The sequence below is a fragment of the Granulosicoccus sp. 3-233 genome, assembly GCF_052681095.1.
Genome location: NZ_JBQYLE010000008.1, coordinates 1 through 20,782, shown reverse-complemented (window position 1 = coordinate 20,782; position 20,782 = coordinate 1). Strand labels below are relative to the sequence as shown.

The 20,782-nt window shown below is 59.3% G+C and carries 18 protein-coding genes; 11 read left to right on the top strand and 7 right to left on the bottom strand.

All coding sequences use genetic code 11. From position 1 onward, the window contains the following. The first annotated feature begins 8 nt into the window (after positions 1-8). From ACUNV4_RS19740 to ACUNV4_RS19700, 9 genes are all read left to right on the top strand, one after another. Entirely contained in the window at positions 9-2,024 is a 2,016-nt protein-coding gene (locus tag ACUNV4_RS19740; protein ID WP_430880328.1) for a TRAP transporter large permease subunit, read from the top strand. Between the two features lies 1 nt (position 2,025). Beyond that, positions 2,026-2,934 carry an L-threonate dehydrogenase gene (gene ltnD / locus ACUNV4_RS19735; protein ID WP_430880327.1) on the top strand — a complete coding sequence of 303 codons (909 nt, stop codon included), beginning with the start codon at positions 2,026-2,028 and terminating at the stop codon, positions 2,932-2,934. Beyond that, positions 2,931-4,199 (top strand): 3-oxo-tetronate kinase, encoded by a 1,269-nt coding sequence (gene otnK / locus ACUNV4_RS19730; RefSeq protein WP_430880326.1) that lies wholly within the window; start codon positions 2,931-2,933, stop codon positions 4,197-4,199. The genes ltnD and otnK overlap by 4 nt, the downstream gene beginning before the upstream one ends. Then, entirely contained in the window at positions 4,196-4,846 is a 651-nt protein-coding gene (gene otnC, locus ACUNV4_RS19725; protein WP_430880325.1) for a 3-oxo-tetronate 4-phosphate decarboxylase, read from the top strand. The genes otnK and otnC overlap by 4 nt, the downstream gene beginning before the upstream one ends. Further along, positions 4,843-5,616: a hydroxypyruvate isomerase family protein gene (locus ACUNV4_RS19720; RefSeq protein ID WP_430880324.1), complete on the top strand. Its 774-nt coding sequence runs from the start codon at positions 4,843-4,845 to the stop codon at positions 5,614-5,616. Before otnC ends, ACUNV4_RS19720 begins: the two co-directional genes overlap by 4 nt. 48 nt (positions 5,617-5,664) lie before the next feature. Continuing rightward, entirely contained in the window at positions 5,665-6,651 is a 987-nt protein-coding gene (locus tag ACUNV4_RS19715; RefSeq protein ID WP_430880323.1) for a class 1 fructose-bisphosphatase, read from the top strand. Positions 6,652-6,715: 64 nt separating this feature from the next. Further along, a complete protein-coding gene (gene fba, locus ACUNV4_RS19710) occupies positions 6,716-7,780 on the top strand; it encodes a class II fructose-bisphosphate aldolase (protein WP_430880322.1) in 1,065 nt (354 codons plus the stop codon). Between the two features lie 323 nt (positions 7,781-8,103). Beyond that, positions 8,104-10,011 carry a PhoX family protein gene (locus tag ACUNV4_RS19705; RefSeq protein WP_430880321.1) on the top strand — a complete coding sequence of 636 codons (1,908 nt, stop codon included), beginning with the start codon at positions 8,104-8,106 and terminating at the stop codon, positions 10,009-10,011. A 455-nt stretch (positions 10,012-10,466) separates the two neighbouring features. Further along, positions 10,467-11,525 carry a lysine-2,3-aminomutase-like protein gene (locus ACUNV4_RS19700; protein WP_430880320.1) on the top strand — a complete coding sequence of 353 codons (1,059 nt, stop codon included), beginning with the start codon at positions 10,467-10,469 and terminating at the stop codon, positions 11,523-11,525. Between the two features lie 228 nt (positions 11,526-11,753). Here the strand turns inward: ACUNV4_RS19700 and ACUNV4_RS19695 are convergent, their stop codons facing one another. The 5 genes from ACUNV4_RS19695 to ACUNV4_RS19675 all read right to left on the bottom strand — a co-directional run bounded on the left by ACUNV4_RS19695 (position 11,754) and on the right by ACUNV4_RS19675 (position 15,971). Then, positions 11,754-12,086, bottom strand: a complete 333-nt coding sequence (locus ACUNV4_RS19695; RefSeq protein WP_430880319.1) for an NIPSNAP family protein — start codon at positions 12,084-12,086, stop codon at positions 11,754-11,756. Next, the gene (locus tag ACUNV4_RS19690) at positions 12,083-12,580 is read right to left on the bottom strand and encodes a TRAP transporter small permease (RefSeq protein WP_430880318.1); all 498 of its coding nucleotides are present in this window, start codon (positions 12,578-12,580) and stop codon (positions 12,083-12,085) included. The genes ACUNV4_RS19695 and ACUNV4_RS19690 overlap by 4 nt, the downstream gene beginning before the upstream one ends. Continuing rightward, positions 12,577-13,863 (bottom strand): TRAP transporter large permease, encoded by a 1,287-nt coding sequence (locus ACUNV4_RS19685; RefSeq protein WP_430880317.1) that lies wholly within the window; start codon positions 13,861-13,863, stop codon positions 12,577-12,579. The genes ACUNV4_RS19690 and ACUNV4_RS19685 overlap by 4 nt, the downstream gene beginning before the upstream one ends. Positions 13,864-13,987: 124 nt before the next feature. Continuing rightward, positions 13,988-14,953, bottom strand: coding sequence for a TRAP transporter substrate-binding protein (locus tag ACUNV4_RS19680; protein WP_430880316.1), 966 nt, complete (start codon positions 14,951-14,953; stop codon positions 13,988-13,990). A gap of 103 nt (positions 14,954-15,056) precedes the next feature. After that, the gene (locus tag ACUNV4_RS19675) at positions 15,057-15,971 is read right to left on the bottom strand and encodes an NAD(P)-dependent oxidoreductase (protein ID WP_430880315.1); all 915 of its coding nucleotides are present in this window, start codon (positions 15,969-15,971) and stop codon (positions 15,057-15,059) included. A gap of 135 nt (positions 15,972-16,106) precedes the next feature. Here ACUNV4_RS19675 and ACUNV4_RS19670 point away from each other — a divergent pair, with 135 nt between their 5' ends. Continuing rightward, positions 16,107-16,847, top strand: a complete 741-nt coding sequence (locus ACUNV4_RS19670) for a FadR/GntR family transcriptional regulator (protein WP_430880314.1) — start codon at positions 16,107-16,109, stop codon at positions 16,845-16,847. Positions 16,848-16,904: 57 nt separating this feature from the next. Continuing rightward, a complete protein-coding gene (locus ACUNV4_RS19665; RefSeq protein WP_430880313.1) occupies positions 16,905-18,557 on the top strand; it encodes a thiamine pyrophosphate-binding protein in 1,653 nt (550 codons plus the stop codon). A 91-nt stretch (positions 18,558-18,648) separates the two neighbouring features. Here the strand turns inward: ACUNV4_RS19665 and ACUNV4_RS19660 are convergent, their stop codons facing one another. Together ACUNV4_RS19660 and ACUNV4_RS19655 are read right to left on the bottom strand one after the other, a co-directional pair. After that, positions 18,649-19,857, bottom strand: a complete 1,209-nt coding sequence (locus tag ACUNV4_RS19660) for a TauD/TfdA family dioxygenase (RefSeq protein ID WP_430880312.1) — start codon at positions 19,855-19,857, stop codon at positions 18,649-18,651. Then, complete coding sequence (locus ACUNV4_RS19655; RefSeq protein ID WP_430880311.1) at positions 19,847-20,611, bottom strand: class II aldolase/adducin family protein; 765 nt, start codon at positions 20,609-20,611, stop codon at positions 19,847-19,849. The genes ACUNV4_RS19660 and ACUNV4_RS19655 overlap by 11 nt, the downstream gene beginning before the upstream one ends. Positions 20,612-20,782: the final 171 nt, after the last annotated feature.

The following is a 20,782-nucleotide window of genomic DNA, read 5'->3' as shown; positions in this document are numbered from 1 at the left end:
AGGAAACAATGGCACAAAATGACGCGGCGATGACCGACGCCGAAATAGAAGCGCAGCTGGAGGCGCTCAAGAAGGTTCATGAAGAAGACAGCGCCGGTCCTCAGAACGCGCTGGATCGTGGCATCATCACGGTTGGTTCGGCATTCAGCTTCCTGTTTGCCATCGCAACGGTGTTCTCGCTCTACGAGATCGTTGTCCGTTATTTTTTCAATTCCCCTACAATCTGGGTGCACGAAACAGTCATCGCGCTGATTGCGACCTGTTACCTGTACGGCGGCATGCAGTGTCTTGCTGCCGACAAGCATATTCGCATCGGGTTGATCTATTTCAACACCAGCGGCGGAACACGAAGACTGCTGGATATCGTGAACGGCCTGCTTGCGCTGTTCTTTGCCATGGCGATTGCCTACGCGGCCTACACGATGGTCGAAAAGTCGTGGTGGACCCCGCAGGGTGAATTCCGGCTCGAACGCTCCGGTTCGGCGTGGAATCCGATCACGCCAGCCATCATCAAGATGATGCTCCTGGTGACGTCGATCGTGCTGGCAATCCAGTCCGTCGGCCAAATCCTGACCGCCTGGAAAGGCACCGGCTATCGTCAGAGCACCGGCGAGGCGCCGAGCAAACTTGCCATTGCCGCCATCGCAATCGTCTTTGGCATCCTGGCAATCGGTGGCTACCTGTTGTTTTCCGAAGGACGGAACCTGGGCATTCAGTCTGGTTCGTTTCTGCTCGTGGGATCCATCATGATCCTGATCCTGACCGGCATCCCGCTGGCCTTCGTGACAGGGCTGATTGCGATCCTGTTCACCATCGCCTGGTTCGGGTCGGTAGGCGTGCCGCTGGTTTCCAGCCGAATCTATTCATTCGTCAACGAATACGTACTTGTCGCCATTCCGATGTTCGTGCTGATGGCCTCGCTGCTGGACCGATCGGGCATGGCGCGTGATCTGTATGACGCAATGCGCCTGATCGCCGGCAGAATCAAGGGTGGTGTGGCTGTGCAGACGCTGGTCGCAGCGGTCTTCCTTGCGGCAATCTCCGGCATCATCGGCGGCGAGATCGTCCTGCTGGGCCTGATCGCTCTGCCGCAGATGCTGCGGCTTGGTTACAACCGGGCGCTGGCCATCGGCACGGTATGCGCCGGCGGCTCACTGGGCACGATGATCCCCCCCTCGATCGTACTGATCGTCTACGGACTGACCGCCAGCGTCTCGATTGGCGACCTGTTCCTGGCAACAGTCACTCCCGGCCTCATGCTGGCGTCGTTCTACATCATCTACATCCTTGTGCGCTGCCACATGAACCCCGAGATGGGTCCGCCGATCTCGGACGAAGAGCTTGACATTCCAACGTCTGAAAAACTGCGCAAGTTGCGTGGCGTGATCCTGCCGGTCGGTGTGGCAGTCACGGTTCTCGGTTCCATCTACGGCGGCATCGCCTCGGTGACGGAAGCTGCGGCAATGGGTGTGGTCGGCGTGTTCCTGTCAGCAGCGATCCGACGCGAAGTGACCTGGGAGCTGATCCGTGACAGTCTGAAACAGACGCTGGAAACCTGCGGCATGATCATCTGGATCGGTCTCGGAGCGGCAGCTCTGGTGGGTGTCTACAACCTGATGGGCGGCAACCGCTTCATCGAAAGCACCATCCTCGACAGCGGCGCATCGCCGATGGTCATCGTGCTCATCATGATGGCTATCCTGGTGGTGCTGGGCCTCTTCATGGACTGGATCGGCATCGCGCTTCTGACCATGCCGATCTTCGTACCGATCATCATCAAGCTGGGCATGGACCCGGTCTGGTTCGGCATTCTCTTCGCGATGAACATGCAGGTCAGCTATCTCTCACCGCCCTTCGGCCCGGCCGCCTTCTACCTGAAATCGGTGGCGCCCAAGGACATGAGCCTGTCGGAGATCTTCCGAGCGTTGATCCCCTTCATCTGCATCCAGGTCGTGGCACTCGCCATCATCCTGGTCTTCCCCGACGTTGCCCTGTGGCTGCCCGAATGGGTGAAAGGAAACTGATATGAAAAACTCTAGCAAGAATATCGCTGTCATCGGCCTGGGTTCGATGGGATACGGAATGGCCGCATCGGCGCTGCGCGGTGAACACAAGGTCTGGGGAGCAGACATCAACCCCGACCAGGTGGCCCGGTTCCAGGCCGAGGGAGGTCAGGGCAGCGCCCTGAACGAAGCCGCCGGAGAGCTGGACGCAGTCGCCGTGGTCGTGCTGAACGCCGCCCAGACCGAAAGCGTTCTGTTCGGTGAAGATGGCATCGTGGCTCGGCTGAAGCCCGGGTCGGTTGTTCTGGCCTGTGCCACCGTGCCACCGGCGTTTGCCCGTGACATGGCGGCGCGTTGTAGCGACACCGGTGTCCACTACCTCGATGCGCCGATTTCAGGCGGGGCGGCCAAGGCCGCCAGCGGAGAACTGTCCATCATGGCCTCGGGCACACCTGAAGCGTTCAGCGCCGCACGGCCGCTGCTGGACAGCATTGCCCAGACCGTGTTCGAGCTCGGCGATGAGCCGGGTGCCGGCAGCGCCATGAAGGCAGTCAACCAGCTGCTGGCCGGGGTGCATATTGCCACCATGGCCGAGGCACTGACCTTCGGCATGACCCAGGGTGTGGCACCGGACAAGTTCGTCGAGGTCATCAGCAAGTGCGCCGGCACCAGCTGGATGCTGGAAAATCGCGCGCCACATATCGTGGCCGGCGACTACACGCCGCTCAGTTCGGTCAATATCTGGCCAAAGGATCTGGGCATCGTGCTCGACATTGCCAAATCGGCGCAGTTCAGCGCTCCGATCACGGCCGCAGCGATGCAGCAGTTTCTCGCCGCTGCCGGGATGGGCCATGGTTGGGAAGACGATGCCGCCGTGGCCAAGGTGTATGCCCGCAATGCCGGGCTGACATTGCCGGGAGAAGAGAAATGACGACGGTTCTTGGCTGTATCGCCGACGATTTCACCGGTGCTACCGATCTGGCCGGCCTCCTGGCCCGCAGCGGCGTGCGTGTCTCTCTGCGCATCGGGGTGCCCTCCGAGCCCCCTGCCGACCCGGCCGCCTTCGAGGTGATCGCACTGAAATCGCGTACCGCCCCGGTGGATGAGGCCGTGGCGGAAACCCGCAGAGCACTGACATGGTTGCGGGAGGCCGGGGCGCAAAGGTTCTTCTGGAAATATTGCTCCACCTTCGACTCCACGGCGGAGGGCAATATCGGCCCCGTCGCCGAAGCGCTGATGGCAGAGCTTGGCACCGACCAGACGATCTACTGCCCGGCCTTCCCGGAAAACGGGCGCTCGATCTTCATGGGCAATCTCTTCGTCGGGCGTCAGCCGTTGGCGGAAAGCCCGATGAAGGATCACCCGCTGACACCGATGCGCGACAGCAACCTGATGCGGCTTCTGGAGCCGCAAGTCACCCGGGCAGTCGGGCTGGCCGACCGCTTGACAGTGTCTCGGGGGCCGCAGGCACTGCGGGCGGAACTGGACGCGCTGAAGGCGCAGGGCGTGGCGCATGTGGTGGTCGACGCGGTGGCCAATGAGGACCTCACGGTCATCGCCGAGGCCTGCCGCGACATGATGCTGATGACCGGCGGCAGTGCCGTCGCCATGCCCTTGCCCGCACTGTACCTGGCCGATGGCACGCTGTCGGCGGATGCGCCCAAGGCCGAGACACCGCAGATTGACGCCAGAACCATCGTGCTATCGGGCAGTTGCTCGGCGATGACCAACAAGCAGGTGGCAGACTATACCAGCCGCGGCGTGCCCGCTTTCCAGCTTGACCCGCTGTCCCTGGCCGAGAACGGCCCGCAGAAGGCGCTGGACTGGCTGGCGAAGCAAGACCTGGAAAAGGCCCCGCTGATCTATGCCACGGCCAATCCCGAGAGCGTGCGCGCCGCACAGGAAAAGCTCGGTGTCGCCGGCGCCGGCGAGATCGTCGAGGCGACGCTCTCGGCCTGTGCGGTGGCGGCGCGCGACAATGGCGCACGCCGGGTGATCGTCGCGGGCGGCGAGACCTCGGGCGCGGTCACCAAGGCGCTGGGGGTCACACAACTCGACATCGGCATCGAGATCGCACCGGGCGTACCCTGGACCTATTGCAACTCGGGCGGGCACCCGATCGCGCTCACCCTGAAATCCGGCAATTTCGGCAGCGAGACTTTCTTCACCGACGCCCAGGAAAGGCTTGCATCATGAGCACCGAGGCGCGCCTGCGAGAGCAGATCTGCCTGCTGGCCCGGTCGATGTTCGACCGCGGCCTGACCGGCGGCAGTACCGGCAACATTTCGGCTCGGACCGAGGATGGAGGGCTGCTGGTCAGCCCCACAGGCACCAGTTTCGGGCGGCTCGATCCTGCCCGACTCAGTCGCTTCGATGCAGCAGGCAAGCACATCGAAGGCGACAAGCCAACCAAGGAGATGCCGCTGCACTCTGCCTTCTACGACACGAGGAGCACCGCCGGCGCGGTGGTGCACCTGCACTCCTGCCACTCGGTGGCGCTGTCGATGATGCCGGATGTGGACGAGGACAACTTCCTGCCGCCGCTCACACCCTACGGCATCATGAAACTGGGCCGCGTCAAGCTCCTGCCCTTCTTCCTGCCGGGTGACCCGGGGATGGGCGAGGCAGTTCGCGGGCTGGCCGGCAAACGCACGGCGGTGATGCTGGCCAATCACGGCCCCGTGGTGGCAGGCAAGGACATCGAGGCTGCCTGCAATGCCATCGAGGAACTTGAAGACACCGCGCGCCTGGCAATGCTGACGCGCGGCATGAATCCGCGCGCCCTGACCGAGATTCAGGTCCGGGACCTGATCACCAAATTCGATGTGGAGTGGGACGCATGAAATTTTCTGCCAATCTGGGCTTTCTGTGGAATGACCGGCCCTTGCCCGAGGCCATCCGCGCCGCCAAGGCGGCCGGCTTCGACGCCGTGGAATGCCACTGGCCTTACGATATACCCGCCGACGAGGTGAAGGCTGCCCTGCGCGAGACAGGTCTGCCAATGCTGGGACTCAATACCCGTCGCGGCGACGTCAACGCCGGCGACAACGGCCTCTCCGCCATTCCCGGACGCGAGGCCGAGGCGCGGGCCGCGATCGACGAGGCCATCGCCTATGCCACCGCCATCGGCACCTCGAAGATTCACGTCATGGCAGGTTTTGCCAATGGTCACGAGGCCCATCAATGCTTTGTCGCGAACCTGCAATACGCCTGCACACAAGCCGCCCCACACGACATCACCATCCTGATCGAACCGCTGAACAAATACGATGCAGCCGGCTATTTTCTGACCACGACCGAGCAGGCGCTGGCGATCATCGAGGCGGTGGCGGCGCCGACCCTCAAGCTGATGTTCGATTGCTACCATGTTCAGCTGATGGAGGGCGATCTGACCCACAGAATCGAGGCGCTCCTGCCGTGGATCGGTCATATCCAGTTTGCCTCGGTGCCGGATCGTGGTGCTCCCGATCATGGCGAGATCAACTACGACCACGTGTTCGAGCTCACCCGTCGGCTAGGCTATGACTCCCCGCTCGGCGCGGAATACAAGCCTGGTGGCAACACCGACGACACGCTTGGCTGGCTCAACAGGCCGGTAGCCGACAGTGTGTAGGCCACCATTGATACAGGAATCCCTGCCATGACTGCCCAACAGATCACCTTGCGCGAATTCCTGCTGTCGAAACAAGGTCAGCACCCGCTGGACAAGGACCTGATCTTCCTGCTGGAGGATATCGCGACCTCCTGTCGCGTCATCTCGCACCAGATCCGCGGCGGTGCCTTTGCCGGCCAGCTTGGCGCCACCGACTCGACAAACGTGCAGGGTGAGACGCAGAAGCAGCTCGATGTGATCGCCAACGAGGTTTTCGTCCGACACTGTTCGAACTGCAACCGGGTAGCAGCCCTGGTCTCCGAAGAGGTCGACGAGGTCTACTGGCTGAAGGCCAGGCCGCAGCCCGGTGACTACCTGGTCTATTTCGATCCGCTTGACGGTTCGTCGAACCTCGACGTCAATCTTTCCGTGGGTTCGATCTTCTCGATCTCACAGCTGCCCTCGGCAATCGACGCCAGCGACGACCGCTCGGTCCTGTTGGCCGGATCCGCACAGATCTGCGCCGGTTACTCGGTCTATGGGCCATCGACCTCACTGGTGATTACCACCGGCAGCGGGGTCAATGGCTTCACCCACCAGCAGGGCACCGGCGAATTCCGCCTGACGTTTCCCGACATGGTGATCCCCGAAACCACCAGTGAGTTCGCCATCAACGCCTCGCGATACACGCTGTGGGAGCCACCGGTGCGGCGCTACTACGACGAATGCATCGCAGGCACCAACGGCCCGCGTGGCAAGACCTTCAACATGCGCTGGACAGCCTCGATGGTGGCCGAGGTGCACCGGATTCTGACACGCGGCGGCGTCTTTCTCTATCCAGAAGACGCTGGTAATGCCGACGCCGGCGGCAAGCTTCGGCTGATGTACGAGGCCAATCCGATGGCACTGATTGTCGAGCAGGCCGGTGGCGCGGCCACCACCGGTTCGGACCGCATTCTGGACCTGCAGCCTAGCTCGCATCATCAACGTGTGCCCGTGATCCTCGGTTCGCGGGAAGAAGTCGATGTACTGAACCGATACCACCGCGACGCCTGACCGGCGCTACATTCCGAACCCTGTACCTTCACTGGCGCGCGGCGCCACAAAGGAGCCCCCTGTCATGCCCCTGATATCCCTTCGCCAACTGCTCGATCATGCCGCCGAGCACGACTACGGCCTGCCCGCCTTCAACGTCAACAACATGGAACAGATGCTGGCCATCATGAAGGCGGCTGACAAGGCAGATAGCCCGGTCATCATGCAGGCCAGTCGCGGCGCTCGGGAATTTGCCAACGACATCGTTCTTGGACACCTTATCCGCGCGGCGATCGAGATGTACCCTCATCTGCCGATCTGCATGCATCAGGACCACGGCAATTCACCGCAAACCTGTCTGTCAGCCCTGATGAACGGCTTCTCTTCAGTGATGATGGACGGCTCCCTGAGTGAGGACGGCTCAACACCGTCGGACTTCGAATACAACGCCACCGTCACGGCCAGAGTCAGCGAAATGGCCCACCTGGTCGGAGCATCGATCGAGGGCGAGATCGGGCATCTTGGCTCGCTGGAAACCGGCAAGGGTGAGGCGGAAGATGGCCACGGATTCGAGGGCGAACTGAGCCGTGACCAGTTGGTCACGGATGCCGATGAAGCCGCGGAATTCGTGCGACGCACCGAGGTCGATGCTCTGGCTGTAGCCATCGGAACCAGCCACGGTGCCTACAAGTTCAGCCGCAAACCCGATGGCGATATCCTTGCAATGGATGCGCTCAGGAAGATCCATGCAAAACTGCCAGACACGCACCTGGTGATGCACGGCTCATCCTCTGTTCCGCAGGAGCTGCAGGACATCATCAACCAGTATGGCGGTGAGATTGCCCCCACCTGGGGCGTGCCCCTGGAAGAGATAGAACTGGGTATCAGGAACGGGGTACGCAAGGTGAACATCGACACCGACCTGCGCATGGCACTGACCGGCGCTATTCGCAAGGTGCTGACAGAAGACAAGGGGCAGTTCGATCCGCGCAAATACCTGGCACCGGGTGTCGAGGCCATGTCGGCGGTCTGCTTCGACCGGTTTGAACGGTTCGGTTGCGCGGGAATGGCGTCAAGGATCCCGGCCATTCCGCTCTCGGACATGGCGAGACGATACATGTCAGGAAGCTTGAAACCGGCTTCCTGCTGATCAGGCCCTGCCGCCAGTGGTCGCTTTCGCAAGGGACCGCTTTCGCAAGTATTCGACCCGGGAGAATGCGCCGCCGAGCCGCCGCGATGACTGGCGCGCCTCGGCCGGCGAATGCGCAGACCTTGCAGTTTTCGGCGCAGACAGCCACCCTTGCCATCAACCAGCGCACAGAGTTCTGACTCTGCTTCGGTTGTAGCAAACCTGTCATTTATTTGTCATACATTGGGCGGTGACACTTCCTTGTCATGCCTGCAAAGTCCAGGCAGCCAACACCTGCAGTGACTGGCGCAAACGCCATTCATTGTCATTTTCGAGAGAATTCAATGACCGACAAGCATACGCACCGCCTCTCCGCCGATGACTGGGATGAAGTGAATTTCCCACGTTGCGCGGAATCCGACTTCGACCGTGTTCTTGAAACAACCCTGACACGACGTGGCTTTCTCAGTGGCGTTCTGGCCTTCGGATCGGCCGCTGCCGTCATGGGCCCCGGACTGCTGAGCGCCAGTGCAGCGCGCGCCGAAGAACTTGCCAGTGTATCCCGCTTCCCGTTCAAGCCCATCGACATCCAGACTGATGGCACCGTGCATGTTCCCGAAGGCTATCAATGGAAAGTGCTGACGCGTTGGGGCGACCCCCTGTTCACCGATGCCGACGGTTACGACATCACTGACGGCGGCTCGCCCGAGTTGTCCGATCGCATTTTCGGTGAAAACACTGACGGCATGGAAACCTTCGTCTATCAGGGTCATCAACTGCTCGTCGTCAATCACGAGTACACCAACAATGACATCAACCTGCCTGCAGCCCAGGAAGGGACACCCGCCAGTGCCGACGATGTACTGAAACTGCAGAACCTGCAGGGCATTTCCGTCATCGAGATCACCGAAGGTGACAATGGCTGGCAGATCGTCAAGGACAGCCCGTACAACCGTCGCATCACTCACAATTCACCCATGCGCATAGCGGGACCGGCAGCGGGGCATGACCTGTTGAAGACCGCTGCCGACCCCAGTGGCACCCAGTCCCTGGGAACCATGAACAACTGCGGTTCTGGACGCACTCCCTGGGGCACCTACCTCACCTGCGAAGAAAACTTCAATGGCTACTTCGGCTCCACTGACGCGGAAAAGGCCCCTGCCTCCGAACTGGTAGGCGCCGGCTATTCTCGCTACGGCATCGGTGCCGATGGCTGGGGCTACGACTATCACAAGTGGGACGAGCGATTCGATACCGCCAAGACACCCAACGAACCTCATCGGGTCGGCTGGGTTGTGGAGATCGATCCGAACAATCCTGAATCCACACCGGTGAAGCACACGGGACTCGGCCGCTTCAAGCACGAGAACGCGGAAGTGGTTGTGGCACACGATGGTCGTATCGTTGTCTACATGGGAGATGACGAGCGCGGTGAATTCATCTACCGATTCGTCTCCAACGGCACCTATGCACCGGGTGCCAGCACCGAAGGCCTGCTCGACGATGGCATCCTGTATGCCGCGAAATTCAATGACGATCAGACTGGCCAATGGGTCGCGCTGACGCCAGAGAGCACCGGCATGGAACAGGCCGAGCTGCTGATTTTCGCCCGTCAGGCAGCATCCGCCGTTGGCGCAACCACCATGGATCGCCCGGAATGGATCTCTGCCAACCCGCATGCCATCGAGGTGTACTGCTGCCTGACCAACAACAAGAACCGCGGCGTCCAGCCCAATGCCGGCGGCGACGATACATCGGTCAATGGCCCCAACCCCCGCGAAACCAACCATTACGGACAGATCGTGCGCTGGCGGCCACACAACGATGATCACGCCAGCGAGACCTTTGACTGGGATCTGTACGTCATGGCCGGCAATCCGGAGCTGTACAACAACCAGTACGGCGGCTCGGAGAACATCACCGCCGGCAATCTGTTCAACTCACCCGACGGCATGGCCTTCGACAGCAATGGTCTGCTGTGGATCCAGACCGATGGCGACGACAGCAATGAAGAGGATTTCGCGGGCATGGGCAACAACCAGATGCTGGTGGGTGACCCGGCAACCGGTGAAATCGCCCGCTTTCTGACCGGACCGAAAGGCAGTGAAGTCACCGGACTGGCCTGGTCTGCGGATCGTCGCACGATGTTTGTCGGCATCCAGCATCCCGGTGGTGAGTTCCCGGATGCCGGCTCGCTGCCGCGCTCTTCCATCATCACCGTCAAGCGTGATGACAACGGCCTGGTGGGCTAGCACGCCCCAGTAGAAAAAGGCCAGAGATTGCGGACGGCCTTGAGGGTCGTCCGCTCTTGATCAGTCTGTACCAGCGCAAGCGCTGGCTGCCCTCCCCTTGTCCGGTCTCGACCCGCTCATCGTGTTCTCCGGCTGATGGCCGGTGGTCTGCATTTCCCGGGAACGATGCACCGGGCTTCTGCATCAGCAGACAATGACCCGATAGAAGGAAGCCGAGATCCGGAAGAATCGCATATACCGCACACAGCCTGGCCTCTGTGTCACACAATTCACAAGGAATATCCCCGGTTCTGACAGTGCCAGACGCCAATTGACCGGTTTCTGCGGTACCGTGCATCCCCATCGCCAATGAGCGGGCATGCACAGTAACGGAAACGGCGACAGTCGCTTCAACTGAACATGGCCATGCATTCGGCGGCAGTTGCATTCATCGTCGGACATAACGGGTATTGGTCGTGAAGAAACAAACGGTACGTGACGTGAAAGGGTTATTGGACAATAACGTCATTACCCCTGGTCAGAGCGACGAGATCAATCAGGTGATCAGGAAGTTCTCGGTGGCGATCACGCCGCACGTGATGGACACCCTGTTGCAGAAGGAAGGTTCCGGGCTTTCCAGACAGTTCCTGCCTTCGGTGGCCGAACTCGACGAATCATCCGCCGAATCAAGTGATCCCATTGGTGATCAGTCTCATTCGCCTGTCCCCGGCATCATCCACCGCTACGAGGACCGCCTCCTGCTCAATGTGGTCCAGACCTGCGCCGTTTACTGCCGGTACTGTTTTCGACGCGAGAATGTCGGCTCCGGTAACGCCGGACTGACACCCTCCCAACTCGAGCATGCGCTGGATTACATCCGCGCGGACAGTAACCTGTGGGAAGTCATTCTCAGTGGCGGAGACCCGCTGACTCTGTCACCACGCCGACTGGAATACATCATCAGCCAGCTTCGAGACATGGCGCATATCGGCATTGTCCGATTCCATACCCGAGTACCCACGGTGGCCCCGGAGAAGATCAACAACGAACTGATCGCGGCCTTGAAACAGCATCCTGCCGTCTATCTGGTTCTGCATGTCAACCATCCAGACGAGCTGACACCGCCGGTGTGCGAGAAGCTGTCCTTGCTGGCAGATGCCGGTATTCCCCTGCTGAGCCAGTCGGTACTGCTCAGGAACATCAATGACAATGCCGATGTGCTGACCAGACTGTTCAGAAAACTGCTGGTCAACAGGGTCAAACCCTATTACCTGCACCACGGTGACCTGGCGAAGGGCACACGCCATTTCCGCACATCCATAGCACAAGGCCAGGCCTTGATGAAGGAACTACGCGGACCGGTGTCAGGGCTGTGCCAACCACATTACGTGCTGGACCTGCCGGGTGGCGCCGGCAAGGTACCGATCGGTCCGCAATATCTGACGACGACTGGCGAGAACACCCACACGGTTGAGGATGTCGCGGGGTGCAGTCATTGTTATGTGGATGACTGCCTGCCCGTGGAAGCTGAGTGATAGGCCGTAACAGACTGCCCTGACTGAGGCTTCTCTTGCCAACGAGCCTCACTGAACGGCTCGACCGACTACCTTCGCGGCCGATTCTTGCCGAATACCCGCACCCACTACCTTCGCTAACGATCCTGCAGACTACCCGCACAGACAGCGCGAACGGGACTACAACCACCCGCCCCGTTCGTCGGTTTGCCGAATCCGAACCAATTCAATGGTAGACGGGATTCGCCGTCAGGACGGCGATGTCGGCGGCGTAAAGAAAGAAGCCGGCGTCAGAATGGTATTGGTCTGGCTGACCAGATTGCCTGCCTCGGCACTGAGCTTCAGGAACTTCTGCCAATCCGGATCAGCCGCCAGGGCCTTGCGCTTCTCGGCCCGGTCTGCCGCACTCTCGTATACCCAGATGTGGACGTAGGAATTCACATTTCCGGTTTCCACTGCGCCATAGACAACCGGATAGCCCAGATGCCTCGACTGAGGAGCCCAGCCATTATCCTCATAGAGCTTCATGTGCTTCTTGATGGTACCTGGCCGGCAGACATAGGTTCGTAGATCGTAGATCATGCGTCGGAATCTCCGTTTGAGTTGAAAATATCGAGTAGCGAAACAACAAGGTCACGTGCTGAATAGACGGTCATGACTGTGCCGGCGATGGGAATGACGACATACAGCAACGAACCGGGGAGTTGCAGAATGGGCGTCAGCGCGGTGTTTCGATCCCATATGAGATAGCCGTAGTACGTCATGACCAGCAGAAAGCACAGGCACAGAAGAGTCACCAGTAGTCGCAGTACGGCAGCAAGACGCGTATCACCCAGTGAGTCCTGCAGCCAGGAGACCACGAAATGATCACGCTCTCGCCACAACGCGGCAGCCCCGATGAAGACCATCCAGGCAAACAGGCCCTGCACCACCTCATCAAACCAGGCGAAGCCTGCAAACTGAAAGGTTCTGGCCAGCACGTTGATGAACAGCAGCAAGAACAGACTCACCAGGCACAACATGGCGATGGCGCGCAGAGTCTTGCCCGCGACCGTATCGATGTATTGCAGCATCATTGTCCCATCACCGCATACGGCAACCAGGTTGATATTTGAGGTATGCAGATGACCGCCAACAGCACCAGCATGATGCCCAGCAGATAAGGCGTCAACGCCTTCGAAAGTCTGGCCACCGTGAGTTCCGCTATGGACGACACGGCAAACAGCACCATGCCCACAGGCGGTGTCAACAGACCGACCATGGAACACATGATCATGATGACACCAAACTGAATGGGGTCCATACCCAGCTCGTTCACAACCGGCAGAAACAGGGGAACGGTCAGCACGATAACGGCAATCCCCTCGAGAAACATCCCCAGTATCAACAAGGTAATCACGATGATCGCCATCACCACCCAGGGAGTCTCTGAAAATGCAAGCATGCCACTCACCAGCTGATCAGGAATGCGTTGATGAATCAGAAGCCAGCCGAAGAATCCGGCACAGGCAATCACGAACATGACGCGTATGGTATGAACCAGGGTCTCCCACAGGATGACTGGCAAATCACCCGGCTTCACTTCCCTGTACACGAACATGGAAAGAAACAGGGCGTAGGCCGATGCAGCAACGCCCGCCTCGGTCGGGGTGAACAGGCCACCGAATATGCCGGCAATGATGATGATCGGCGTGACGAGCGATAGTACGCTGTCCAGAAAGCTGCGAAAGATCTCCGGCCAGTCCGTGTAATCCCGGCGTGGCATGTCGTTTTTCAAAGCCACGATGTACACGGCACACATGAGTGCCACAGCCATCAGCAAACCCGGAACCACGCCTGCCAGAAAAAGCTTGGAAACAGACACCCCGGTTATCGAGGAATACAGTACAAACGGGATGGACGGTGGGAATACGGGACCGATGGTGGAAGACGCAGCCGTGATCGCGGCCGAGAACTCGGGATCGTAACCCCGATCCTTCATCGCCTTCAGTTCAACCTGACCCAGACCTGCAGCATCGGCCACGGCCGCCCCCGACATGCCCGAGAAGAACAGCGAAGCCAGCACATTGACCTGCCCGAGACCGCCACGAATCTGTCCGACCACGGCATCGGCAAACCGGAATATACGGTGTGTGATTCCACCGGTATTCATGAGGTTGCCGGCCAGAATGAAGAACGGGATGGCCAGCAGGGTAAAACCGGTGGTCGCCGAGTACATGCGCTGCGGCAGCATCATCAGGATGTTGTAATCACCCAGGAAAATATAGAACCCTGCCGCCGTCAGACCCAGGGCTATCGCGATGGGGACTCCGGCGAATATCAGCAGGATCAATACACCCAGAATCAGGAAGGTAACCATCTGGAATTCAGCTCCGATTGACGGTAGCGGGCAGCGGAATGCAGCCCACTACCGGATTGATGGTAGTGATATGTCCACCTGATGATTGCCGGTTCGAAGCCGGAATTCTCAGGTGGACGAGCCACTATTCCAATAGTCCCAGAAAGGTTGTCATGTTCTCTTCGCCGCTGTATTCAGCGACACGTTCTCGTGCCGCCCCCATCAAGGCTGCGAATGGTGCAAGGTCGGGTTCGGTCACATCCATACCACGCTCTGCCAGTTCGGCTATTTCCGCTTTCTCCTGCGCCAGCACAGCATCGCGCATCAGCTGTGCCGCAGCTGCACTTTCCTCTCGCAGAATGGTTTGCTGCTCGGCGCTCAGTTTGTCCCAGCTGTTCTTGTTCACCACGTGCACCATCGAGTTGTACACATGTCGAGTCAGAGCCAGGTGTTTCTGGAACTCGTCCAGCTTGTAGTGGTAGATCACGCCAATGGGATTTTCCTGACCATCCACGACGCCCTGATTCAAGGCATTGGGCAACTCGGGAAAGGCAATCTGGGTCGTGGCAGCCCCCAGGCCTTCCATGGCAGCGACTATCTGCAGTTCTGGCGGAGTACGCAGTTTCAGGCCCTTGACATCGTCCGGGCTGTTGATGGGTCGCTGTGAATTGGTGATGTTCCTGAAGCCGTACTCCCAGTGAGAGAGCATGATGAGACCCTGCGCTTCCAGCAGCGGCGCCGTCCATTCGGTGAAAGGCCCATCGAGCACTTCGTGGGCGTGTTCGTAGCTTGAAAAGGCAAATGGCGTCATGACCGTGCCGAACGCTCGCTCGTACTTGTCGAGACCGCCATGGGTCGGCAGGTTCATGTCGATGGCACCCAGAATGGTCTGCTCCAACTGTTCTGGTGGCGAGCCCAACTGGTTTGCCGGATACAGCTCGATGGTGACGGAACCATTGGTTCGTTCGGCTACCTTGTCTGCAAATTGCACCGCAGCCGTATGTCCCGGATGACTCTCGGCGGCAAAGTGCGCCAGGCGCAGGGTGACATCCTGCGCCATGGCGCCAGTGGTTACGGCGAGCATCACGCCTGCGCTCAATATCGTTCTCATGTACATCGTTATCTCCAGTGGTGTGGTGTGTATTGCAATCGCTTTATGGTTATTCCTCGGGATTCATGCCTGCGATGGTCCGGACCGTTCGACAGAGATCGGGCTAGCTCTGTTTCTCATCCTCCAGGCAAGCTTCAACACCCGACAGGGATTCATAGGCCTTGATGACAGCGGAGCATCCTTCATCGCCGTGCCCCATGATGGAAGCCAGTGCATAGGTCTGGTGGACGGTCTGCGCCATGAAGCCGGGCAGCCCGGCCTGCTCGATCCACTCGGCGTAATAGCGAACGTCCTTCTGCGCATTGGACAGCGACATATGCGGTGTGAAGTCGCGCTTCAACGTCGCCTCACCGTACAGATCCATCATGCCGGACTTGCCACCTGCGGCCGAGATGATGCCGATGACCTTGGACATGTCCAGACCTTCACGAGCTGCCAGCGCAAAGCCCTCACACCAGGACGCGACATTGGCAAAGGCGATGTAGTTGTGGATCAGCTTCAGACGCGTTGCGTGCCCGATGGGACCGACATGAAAGATGTTTTCTGCGTAGGCATCGAACACCGGGCGCAAGCGCTCCAGCAATGACTCCTCACCGCCAAACAGCACATTGACCTCACCGCGCTGCGCATGAATCGGCGTACGCGTCATGGGCGCTTCTGCATAGAGCACCCCGTGTTCTGCACAGGCGGTGCTCATCACATCCACATGTTCGGGGGACACGGTTGTATGGTCGAGAAACACGCTGCCCTTCTGCATGGCAGACAGCACCCCGTTCGGCCCCAGAGACAACTCCTGAACAACTTCTGCCGTGGTGACACAGATAGCGAAAATGCTGCAATTCGCGGCGATGTCGTTGATGCTCTTGCCGCGCTCGGCCCCGTTGTTCACGGCGGCCTCCACCTTGCCATCGTCAAGGTCGAACACCGTGACGGGACAACCCGATCTGGCGACGAGGTTCTTGACCACGCCACTGCCCATTCCACCCAGACCAACAAAACCGACCTTCTCTTTCGACATAGTGCTGTTCCTCTCAGTTGCAAACCAGTAAATCATATAGTCAGTTGTCTGACAACTGTAAATGTGATTAACTCACGATCTGGAATCTGCTTTTGGTACATTAGCGATTGACTACAAAACACGGGAGCTGTCGACATGAGCACTACCGGACTTTTTGATCGAATCGATCGACCCCGTCGCCTGCCCGATGAGGTCGCCTCATCCATCCTGGCCTCCATCGAAAGCAGACAGCTGAACCCGGGAGACAAACTGCCTTCCGAAAACGAACTGTCGAAACAATTCGGTGTCGCTCGAACCGTGATACGCGAGGCCATTTCATTGCTGAAATTCGATGGCGTGGTGGATTCACGCCGCGGGGTGGGCGCCTTCATCGCCCAGAGTGAAAATCGCTCGGCCTTCAGAATCAGCCCGGCCTGCTTCGAGATCAGAAAACAGATCGTTCAGCTGCTACAGCTCAGAACCGGTGTGCAGGCTGGCGCATCGGCACTGGCCGCTGAAATGCGGACCAACAAGCAGATGGCGAAAATCGAGAGCGCCTACGAACGGCTTGCACTCGCTGACCAGACAGGCCCTTCCGAAGCACTGGAAGAGCGCGTCGACTCGGAATTACTGTTCTACCGTCTCATCACGCAGGCATCATCCAACCGGTATTACGAAGATGTCGTTGGCATGATCGAGTCGAATCTTCAGACCAACCTGAGATCGGCCTTTCTGAAGAACGCTGCGACGTCGGAATTCGGGCCGGACATACTTGCTGAACATCACGCGGTGCTGACGGCACTGCAGGCAAAGGATGTCGAAGGCGCCCGCGTTGCAACCCGGCTCAGGTTCGAGCACTCGGCCAGAAGCCTGGCCAGCCGCAAGGATTTTGCCTGATTCAGGCTGCCCCGCCACCTCCATCATCAAGTTCACGACACGGAACCCGATTCAACGATGACTACCTCAAGCGTCAGGCATGGCGGAAAAGTACTGGTCGAGTGCCTGGAAAACCAGGGCGTACGACGTGTGTTTTGTGTGCCTGGTGAAAGCTACCTCTCGGCGCTGGACGGACTCTACGACAGTGATGTGGACACCATCATCTGCCGACACGAAGGTGGCGCCGCCATGATGGCGGAAGCCCATGCCAAGGCCACCGGTGAGGCAGGCGTGGCATTCGTGACGCGCGGCCCGGGTGCAACCAATGCCTCATCCGGTGTACATGTGGCATTTCAGGATTCCACACCCATGGTTCTGTTCATCGGCCAGGTCGCCAGCGATCAGCGAGACCGGGAAGCCTTTCAGGAAGTCGATTACCGGGCCATGTTCGGCCCCCTGGCCAAGTGGGTCGGTGAAGTCGACCGCACTGATCGCCTGCCCGAATACATCAGCCACGCCTTTCACGTCGCGCAATCCGGCAGGCCCGGCCCCGTCATTCTGGCCTTGCCCGAAGATATACTGTCTGCCGATACGAACGCGATGCCCGTACCCGTCGCGGTACTACCCAGCGGCAGAGCCGCCGAATCCGACGTGACAAGCGTGTTGGAGATGCTGCAAGAAGCCGAACGACCACTCATCATCGTTGGCGGTGGAGCCTGGTCGGAAAGCGCAGGACTTGCATTGGGCGAATTTGCAAAGGCCACCGGCATACCTGTTGGCGCATCGTTCAGATGTCAGGACTATCTGGATAATCGTCACCCCTGCTATATCGGCGACATTGGTATCGGTATCAATCCGGCGCTTGCCGAGCGTGTCAAGTCGGCAGACGTGATACTGGCACTGGGAACACGTCTGGGCGAGATGACCACCAGCGGCTACACCCTGCTGACCCCGCCTGTTGCCAGCCAGCAGCTGATTCATGTACACGCGGACCCGTCGGAAATCGGCCGCGTTTATCGACCGAAACTTGCCGTGGTTGCCAACGCCGGTGAGTTCGCCAAGCAACTGGCAGCGGCCGCCCCATCCACTGCGCTGCCAGCCTCGTCGTGGATGAGCGATGCCCGCAACGATTTCGACACGTGGCAAAAGCCGGTTGAGACGCCAGGGGATCTCAAGATGGAGCAAGTCATCACCCACCTGAACGAGGTGCTGGAAGATGATGCCATTCTGACCAATGGTGCCGGCAACTACTCTGCCTGGCTGCACCGCTACTACCGATACCGCTCCTGGCGTACGCAGCTGGCCCCGACCAGCGGCTCCATGGGGTATGGACTACCGGCGGCCATTGCGGCAAAACTGGAGTATCCGGACAGAGACGTCATCTGCCTGGCAGGCGACGGTTGCTTCCAGATGGTGTCTCAGGAATTTGGTACCGCCATGCAATACGGCGCCAATGTCATCGTGCTGGTGTCCAACAACGGCATGTACGGCACCATCAGAATGCATCAGCAAAAGCGTTATCCGAAAAGGCCCAGCGGCACCCATCTGGTCAATCCGGATTTCGCAGCCTTCGCCGAATCCTATGGAGGCTTTGGCGCAACCGTGAACAACCAGGCGGAATTCGTCTCTGCGCTTGCACGTGCCCGAGCGGCCAACAGGCCCAGCATACTGGATCTGAAGGTCAGCCCAACGGCGCTGTCGCCAAGAGCGCTGCTGGAAACGATCGACTGATCAGCTCGCGCCGTACAGACGCAAAGGCGTCAGGAACTCACCGGGCAAGGCGTCTGCGACAGTCCTGCCCGGTACATCATCGGCCCTCGGATCAATGTTCAGCGTCACTCGTGGCGACTTGCGACGTCTGGCCCAGGCGTCGGCTCAGCACCCGACAGGTACTGCGCACCGAACCTCGACTCACGTAACAACCACGCAGATGACGCTTGCCACTGCGGGCCTCGAAGGCTTCACGACCGTGCACCACTCGATGGTTGTCGAAGACGATACAAGTGCCTGCCTCCAGTCGAAAACGGTTCACGAATCGCTCTTCTCTGAGCATGCTCAGAAAGCGACAGAAGGCCGGATAGTAGTCATCCAGCAATGACTGGGGCAGATCCATGGCATCCTGCAGATGCTGTGAAATGGTCAAGCCTGACACCCGACCATCACGATCCAGCTCGATCACTCTCTGGTGCGCCCGGTAATCCCAGCCATCGTGGCGTCGGAAAAACGGGATCTCGTGATGAGCCAGTAATTCGAACGCTGCCGGGTCCTCCTCTCGAAGAGCCTCGGCCGCTGCAGCACCGTCCAGAAACAGGCTGCAACCGCCAACAACACTGTTCTCCCGGCAATGCAGGAATTGTATGCCCGGCGCTTCGTCCTCCGATGGCAGATCGGTATGAAACTCCAGCGCTCTGGCGGTGTAGGCCAGGTTGGTGGGCGCAATCTCCAGCCTGACGTCAAAATAGTATCCATCCGTTGTCGGCGTGACCTGTCCCAATTGATTGGCCAGTCGCGTCAGGCTCTCGTCACTGTTCTCCATCTCTGTCACCAGCGCCACACCGTCTTCAATGAGCGCGCGCGAGAAGTCATGTCGTAGGGCATCGGACGACTCGATCTCTGCCTGCTTGAAGCGTGAAAAATTCGTGTGAGAATCGGCATACCAGAGACGCCGAGGGATGGCTGCCGGATCAGGTGTACGCCCCTCGAGAACGAACGCATCCAGTGTGGCCAGTGGCAAGCGTGACTCATGCTCCTCGGTGGCCCAGTTGATGAGCAGGGAATCTCCGTCCAGACGAGCCGAGCTGGCACGTGGTCCACCGGCAATTTCTGCGATATCGAAAACCCGCTCGCGTGTCGCCGGATCCATGGCTTCCGGATCTGCGTCGCGCAGCCAGTAGTAGTTGAAGTAATGCGTACCCGATGACAGAGGAACATTCAGCCCTTTTTCACCTGGCAGTAGCGTGGTTGCATTGCCGGCAATGGCATCCGTATCAAGCATGGTGGTGTATTCGTCAGCCTGTTGTCTATTGAGCATGATCACTTCCCTCTCTTTCAAGCAGGGCGCGCAGCCCAGCCAGGTGCATATCTGCCTGTCCGGGGTAGTCCGCCATTTCAGCTGCCGTTCTGGCAGCAATGTCGTCCGGCATCACCCTCAGAGGCATACCGGTTTGCAGCGCTCGAATATAGGTCTCCGCAGCGCGTTCGAAGTAGTACAGACGATTGAAGGTCTCTGCGACGGTGCTACCGACCACCAGAACGCCATGGTTCCCCATGACCATGACAAGCTTGCTCGGGTCCTGCAGTTGCGCTGCAATGCGCCGCCCCTCTTCTTCGAAAGCCAGCCCTCCGAACCCTTCGTCAATGACGACTCGATTGTAAAAGGTGGCCGTATTCTGATCGATCGCAGGCAGCCGTGAATCTGCCAGACTGGCCAGCACCGTCGAGAAGATCGGATGCGCATGCATCAGACAACGCGCGTGGGGAACCAGTCTGTGGACCATGCCGTGCAGCCCCCAGGCGGTGGGGTCCGGCGCGCCCGGTTGATTCATGACCTCGTCATCGTCCGCATCCAGCAACAACATGTCTGAGGCACGAATCGTGGCGAAATGCTTCTGATTCGGGTTCATCAGAAATCGTTTGCCGCTCTCATCCACAGCAAGAGAAAAATGATTGGCCACCGCCTCATGCAGGTTCAGCCGTACTGTCGAGCGAAATGCAATGGCCAACTCCGTGCGCTCGGTCGCGTAGCTCAGTACAGGGGAATCAATGCTGGCGAGCTCTACATTCACAGGCGTCTTCCGTTCTTCATCGTGTTGAAAAAATGCTAGCTCTGTCCCTGAAACACGACAAGCGATAGATATGCAGGCAATACATAACTATTATGGGTCTACGCGGATTCGTGTGGGTTGATTTGGGCGTTTTTGGGTAGTGGCGGCAGGAATGATGCGATGATCTTGAGT